This window comes from Methylobacterium sp. WL116 (genome assembly GCF_008039455.1).
GTDB lineage: Bacteria > Pseudomonadota > Alphaproteobacteria > Rhizobiales > Beijerinckiaceae > Methylobacterium.
Genome location: NZ_VRUV01000350.1, coordinates 1 through 4,858 on the forward strand (window position 1 = coordinate 1; position 4,858 = coordinate 4,858).

General features: G+C 70.1%; 6 protein-coding genes. 4 read left to right on the forward strand and 2 right to left on the reverse strand.

Translation table 11 applies throughout. The annotated features are described in order from the left end of the window. From carA to FV223_RS30640, 4 genes are all read left to right on the forward strand, one after another. Positions 1–1,196, forward strand: a 1,196-nt coding sequence (carA, locus tag FV223_RS20105) for a glutamine-hydrolyzing carbamoyl-phosphate synthase small subunit (protein WP_147728664.1), incomplete at its 5' end; no start/stop codon positions are given. 157 nt (positions 1,197–1,353) lie between these two features. Continuing rightward, positions 1,354–1,683: a hypothetical protein gene (locus FV223_RS20110; RefSeq protein WP_147728665.1), complete on the forward strand. Its 330-nt coding sequence runs from the start codon at positions 1,354–1,356 to the stop codon at positions 1,681–1,683. Next, positions 1,683–2,000: a hypothetical protein gene (locus FV223_RS20115; RefSeq protein ID WP_147728666.1), complete on the forward strand. Its 318-nt coding sequence runs from the start codon at positions 1,683–1,685 to the stop codon at positions 1,998–2,000. The genes FV223_RS20110 and FV223_RS20115 overlap by 1 nt, the downstream gene beginning before the upstream one ends. Further along, positions 1,997–2,161: a hypothetical protein gene (locus FV223_RS30640; protein ID WP_187274670.1), complete on the forward strand. Its 165-nt coding sequence runs from the start codon at positions 1,997–1,999 to the stop codon at positions 2,159–2,161. The genes FV223_RS20115 and FV223_RS30640 overlap by 4 nt, the downstream gene beginning before the upstream one ends. Positions 2,162–2,454: 293 nt before the next feature. Here FV223_RS30640 and typA read toward each other — a convergent pair whose 3' ends face one another. Both typA and FV223_RS20130 read right to left on the reverse strand, forming a co-directional pair. After that, on the reverse strand, positions 2,455–4,287 hold the full coding sequence (typA, locus tag FV223_RS20125) for a translational GTPase TypA (RefSeq protein WP_147728668.1): 1,833 nt from the start codon (positions 4,285–4,287) through the stop codon (positions 2,455–2,457). Between the two features lie 155 nt (positions 4,288–4,442). Next, on the reverse strand, positions 4,443–4,790 hold the full coding sequence (locus FV223_RS20130) for a DUF3325 domain-containing protein (RefSeq protein WP_147728669.1): 348 nt from the start codon (positions 4,788–4,790) through the stop codon (positions 4,443–4,445). Positions 4,791–4,858: the final 68 nt, after the last annotated feature.

Genomic DNA, 4,858 nt, shown 5'->3' on the forward strand with positions numbered 1-4,858 from the left:
CCCCCTGGGCCGAGCCCGTCGCCACCGCCCTGCTGGTTCTGGCCGACGGCACCATCCTCGAAGGCTTCGGCATCGGCCAGACCGGGATCGCCGACGGCGAGGTCTGCTTCAACACCGCGATGACCGGCTACCAGGAGATCCTGACGGATCCGTCCTATGCCGGGCAGATCGTCACCTTCACCTTCCCGCATATCGGCAACACCGGCACCAACGACGAGGACCTCGAGAGCCTCGACGCGGCCCCGGCCTCGGGCGTGCGCGGCACGGTGATCGCCTCGGCCGTGACGCAGCCGTCGAGCTGGCGCTCGTCGTCCCACCTCGATGCGTGGCTGAAGGCCCGCGGCATCCTCGGCATCACCGGGATCGACACCCGCGCGCTGACCGCCCGCATCCGCGACCACGGCATGCCGAACGCGGTGATCGCCAACGATCCCCAGGGCAACTTCGACCGCGAGGCGCTGAAGGCGCGCGCCGCCGCGCTGGCGCCGATGGAAGGCCTCGACCTCGTGCCCCCGGTCACCAGCCGCGAGCGCTCCGACTGGAGCGAGTCGACCTGGACGGTGAAGGCCGGCTACGGCCGCGGCGTTCCGGGCGAGGGCCTGCGCGTCGTTGCGATCGATTACGGGGTGAAGCGCAACATCCTGCGGCTGCTGGCCGAGGCCGGCTGCTCGGTCACGGTCGTGCCGGCCACCACCAGCGCGGCCGACATCCTGGCGTTGAAGCCCGACGGCGTCTTCCTCTCGAACGGCCCCGGCGACCCGGCGGCAACCGGCGAGTACGCCGTCCCGGTGATCCGCGAGCTGCTCGCCGAGAAGGTGCCGACCTTCGGCATCTGCCTCGGCCATCAGCTGATGGGGCTCGCGCTCGGCGGCCGCACGGTGAAGATGGGCCAGGGCCATCACGGCGCGAACCATCCGGTCAAGGACAAGACCACCGGCAAGGTCGAGATCGTCTCGATGAACCACGGCTTCGCCGTCGATCCGGCGAGCCTGCCCGAGACCGCGGTCGAGACCCACGTCTCGCTGTTCGACGGCTCGAATTGCGGGCTGACGCTCACCGACCGCCCGGCCTTCTCGGTCCAGCACCACCCGGAAGCCTCGCCGGGCCCGCGCGACAGCCACTACCTGTTCGAGCGGTTCGTGACGCTGATGCGCTCGGGCACGCCGGAATCCCGCAAGCCCGAGACGGCGGCCTGATCGACCGGTTCCGCCGCCCTCGCAACGCCGAAGACGCCGCGCTCCGCCATGTGGCGGGCGGGGCGCGTGACGATCGCGCCTGGCGGTCGGAAGCAACCGCCGCCTGCCGTCGGTGTTGTTGGTCCACACGATGGATCGACAGCCCGAAAGGCGCATCATGGCCGAGCACGACGCAGACCGCCCCTCGCTGAAGGGGTTTTCCGCGAACGCGGACCGCAACGGGCAGGATCTCGGGCAGGATTCGCCTCTCGACGTCGGCAGCCCGGCCCGGACCCAGGCCGATCTGAAGGGCGATCCGGCGGGCGAGGCCGAGACCGCGCGGATCGCCTCGGGCATGCCGAGCGAGGACGCGACCGACCAGACCGAGGCCGAGACGCCGGCCGAGAACCTGCGGGCGATCCGCGGCGAGGGTCAGCCGGGCGCCTCCGCCTCCGAGGCGATCGACCGTGCCACCGCGCCGGTCGGCCACGACGACGGCAAGCGCTGATGGCCCGCGACACGGACGAGGCCTCGCAGACCGTCACCCGCAAGCCGGACGATCAGGTCGGCAGCAGCGGCGAGCCCGCGGCCGGCGGCGGCGGCCACACCGCCGAGCAGTCGGCGATCACCGACATGGGCACGGGCGGCAAGTCCGACCCCGAGCGCAAGTCCGACTGGAAGCAGGGCGGCGAGCCCGGCCGCGCTCCGCCGACGCCCGGCGGTTCGTCGGGCGGGCATTCCGACCAGAAGGCGTCGCGCGGCCCGCAGGCCGACGAGACCGTCGCCTCCGGGCATTACAAGGCCGAGCGCGAGGAGGGCGAATGAGCGATCACGACAAGCCGGCGGACGAGACGCCGGACACGAAGAAGCCCGCGAATTCCGCACCCGATGCGGTGATGGACCCGAACGAGAAGACCGAGGGTCATCCGGGCATGGGGCCGAAGGGCGGCGGCACTGACAAGGATACCGACCCGGGCGGCGGGTGAGCCTCGCCGCCGGAACCCTCCTCTTGTCGGGAGCCCTCGCTCCCTCGTCGCGGCAGACGCACCTTCCCTCCCCCCTCTGCGGGGGAGGGTGGACCTCGCGTGAGCGAGGGTCGGGAGAGGGGAGCGACCTCTCCGGACAGCGCGCTCCCCTCTCCCGACCCGCTTCGCGGGCCGCCTCCCCCGCAGAGGGGGGAGGGAGCTGCCCCTATTTCGATAGCGTCACGATATCGACCCAACGAAAAAGGGCCGGGCGATCGCCGCCCGGCCCTTCGTATTCCGATCCTTATGGATCCTCAGCTCGCGCTGCTCGCCGCTCCGCCCGAGCGCTCGAAGCGCTTGCGGTCGTTCGGATCGAGGTGGGTCTTGCGCAGGCGGATCGACTTCGGGGTGACTTCCATCAGCTCGTCGTCCTGAATCCAGGCGAGCGACTTCTCCAGCGTCATCCGGATCGGCGGGGTCAGGCGCACGGCCTCGTCCTTCGAGGTGGTGCGGATGTTGGTGAGCTTCTTGCCCTTGAGCACGTTCACCTCGAGGTCGTTCTCGCGGTTGTGCTCGCCGATGATCATGCCCTGGTAGACCTTGGCGCCGGGCTCGATCATCATCGGGCCGCGGTCCTCGAGGTTCCACATGGCGTAGGCCACGGCCTCGCCCTTGTCGTTCGAGATCAGCACGCCATTGCGGCGGCCGGCGATCTCGCCCTTGAAGGGCTCGTAGGCCTTGAACAGGCGGTTCATGATCGCCGTGCCGCGCGTGTCGGTCATCAGCTCGCTCTGGTAGCCGATGAGGCCACGGGTCGGTGCGTGGAAGACGAGGCGCAGGCGATCGCCGCCCGACGGACGCATCTCGATCATCTCAGCCTTGCGCTCGGACATCTTCTGCACGACGACGCCCGAGTACTCCTCGTCGACGTCGACCACGACCTCCTCGATCGGCTCGAGGATGCCGCCGTCCTCGTCCTTCGAGAGCACGACGCGGGGACGCGACACGGCGATCTCGAAGCCCTCGCGGCGCATGGTCTCGATCAGGATCGCCAGCTGCAGCTCGCCGCGACCAGAGACGAAGAAGCTGTCCTTGTCGGCGGCCTCCTCGATCTTCAGCGTGACGTTGCCCTCGCCCTCCTTGAACAGGCGGTCGCGGATCATGCGGCTGGTGACCTTGTCGCCCTCGGTGCCGGCGAGCGGCGAATCGTTGACGATGAAGGACATGGTGACGGTCGGCGGATCGATCGGCTGGGCCTGGATCGGGGTCTCGACCTGCGGGTCGCAGAACGTGTCGGCGACGGTGCCCTTCACGAGGCCGGCGATGGAGACGATGTCGCCCGCCTCGCCGACGTCGATCGGCGCCCGCTCGAGGCCGCGGAAGGCGAGGATCTTCGAGACGCGGCCGGTCTCCACGAGCTTGCCCTCGCGGTCCATCACCTTGATCGCCTGGTTCGGCTTCACGGTGCCGGAGGCGATGCGGCCGGTGATGATGCGGCCGAGGAACGGGTTGGCCTCGAGCAGGGTGCCGAGCATCCGGAACGGGCCTTCCTCGACGCGGGCCTGCGGCACGTGCTCGAGCACGAGATCGAACAGCGGCGCGAGCCCTTCGCTCTGATCGCCGTCCGGCGTCGTGGCCATCCAGCCGGCGCGGCCGGACCCGTAGAGGATCGGGAAGTCGAGCTGGTCGTCGGTGGCGTCGAGCGCCGCGAACAGGTCGAACACCTCGTTCACCACCTCGGTGATGCGGGCGTCGGGACGATCGACCTTGTTGATTGCCACGATCGGGCGCAGGCCGATCTTGAGGGCCTTGCCGACCACGAACTTGGTCTGCGGCATCGGGCCTTCGGCCGCGTCCACCAGCACGATCACGCCGTCGACCATCGACAGGATGCGCTCGACCTCGCCGCCGAAGTCGGCGTGGCCGGGGGTGTCGACGATGTTGACGCGGGTATCCTTCCAGACGACCGAGGTCGCCTTGGCCAGGATGGTGATGCCGCGCTCCTTCTCGAGGTCGTTCGAGTCCATCGCCCGTTCCTCGACCCGCTGGTTGTCGCGGAAGGAGCCGGACTGCGACAGCAGCTTGTCGACGAGCGTCGTCTTGCCGTGGTCGACGTGGGCGATGATGGCGATGTTGCGCAGCTTCATGGTGTTTCCGAAGCGAGTAGAACCCGCCACGGGACGGACCGCGATTGCAGTCGGCCACGCCGGGTCGAGAACGGGTTCGAGCTATTGCGCCGCAATATAAGGAGTCGGCCTCGGCGGCAAGGGGGCAGCGGTTCTGCGGTGATCGCGAGCCCTGCTCAACCGTTCAGGGCGAGCGGCAGCGCCACGAGCGCGATCGGCAGCGCCAGCAACGCCGCCGGGCGGAGCCAGCCCGGGCGGTAGGACAGGAAGGCGACCACGAGCAGCGCCGCGCCGGTCAGGGCGCCGATCCATTGCACCGGACCGAAGTTCCAGCCCTCCAGCGCCACCGCCGCCACGAAGGAGAGGCCGATGCCGGACCAGCCGGCGATGCGCAGGGTCCGGGCGCGGGCCGCGCCGGAACGCACCAGGAAGGCGTCGCGATGGTGACGGTCGAGGCTGAGCGCCAGCGCCGACAGTCCGGCGAAGCACAGGGCGAGGTTGAGGCCGACGACGATGGCGGTCACGCGCGCAGGGCCTCCCCGCCCGTGATGCCGGCGTCCGCCCGGAGCGCCGGCCGGAGCCGCGCCTGCCC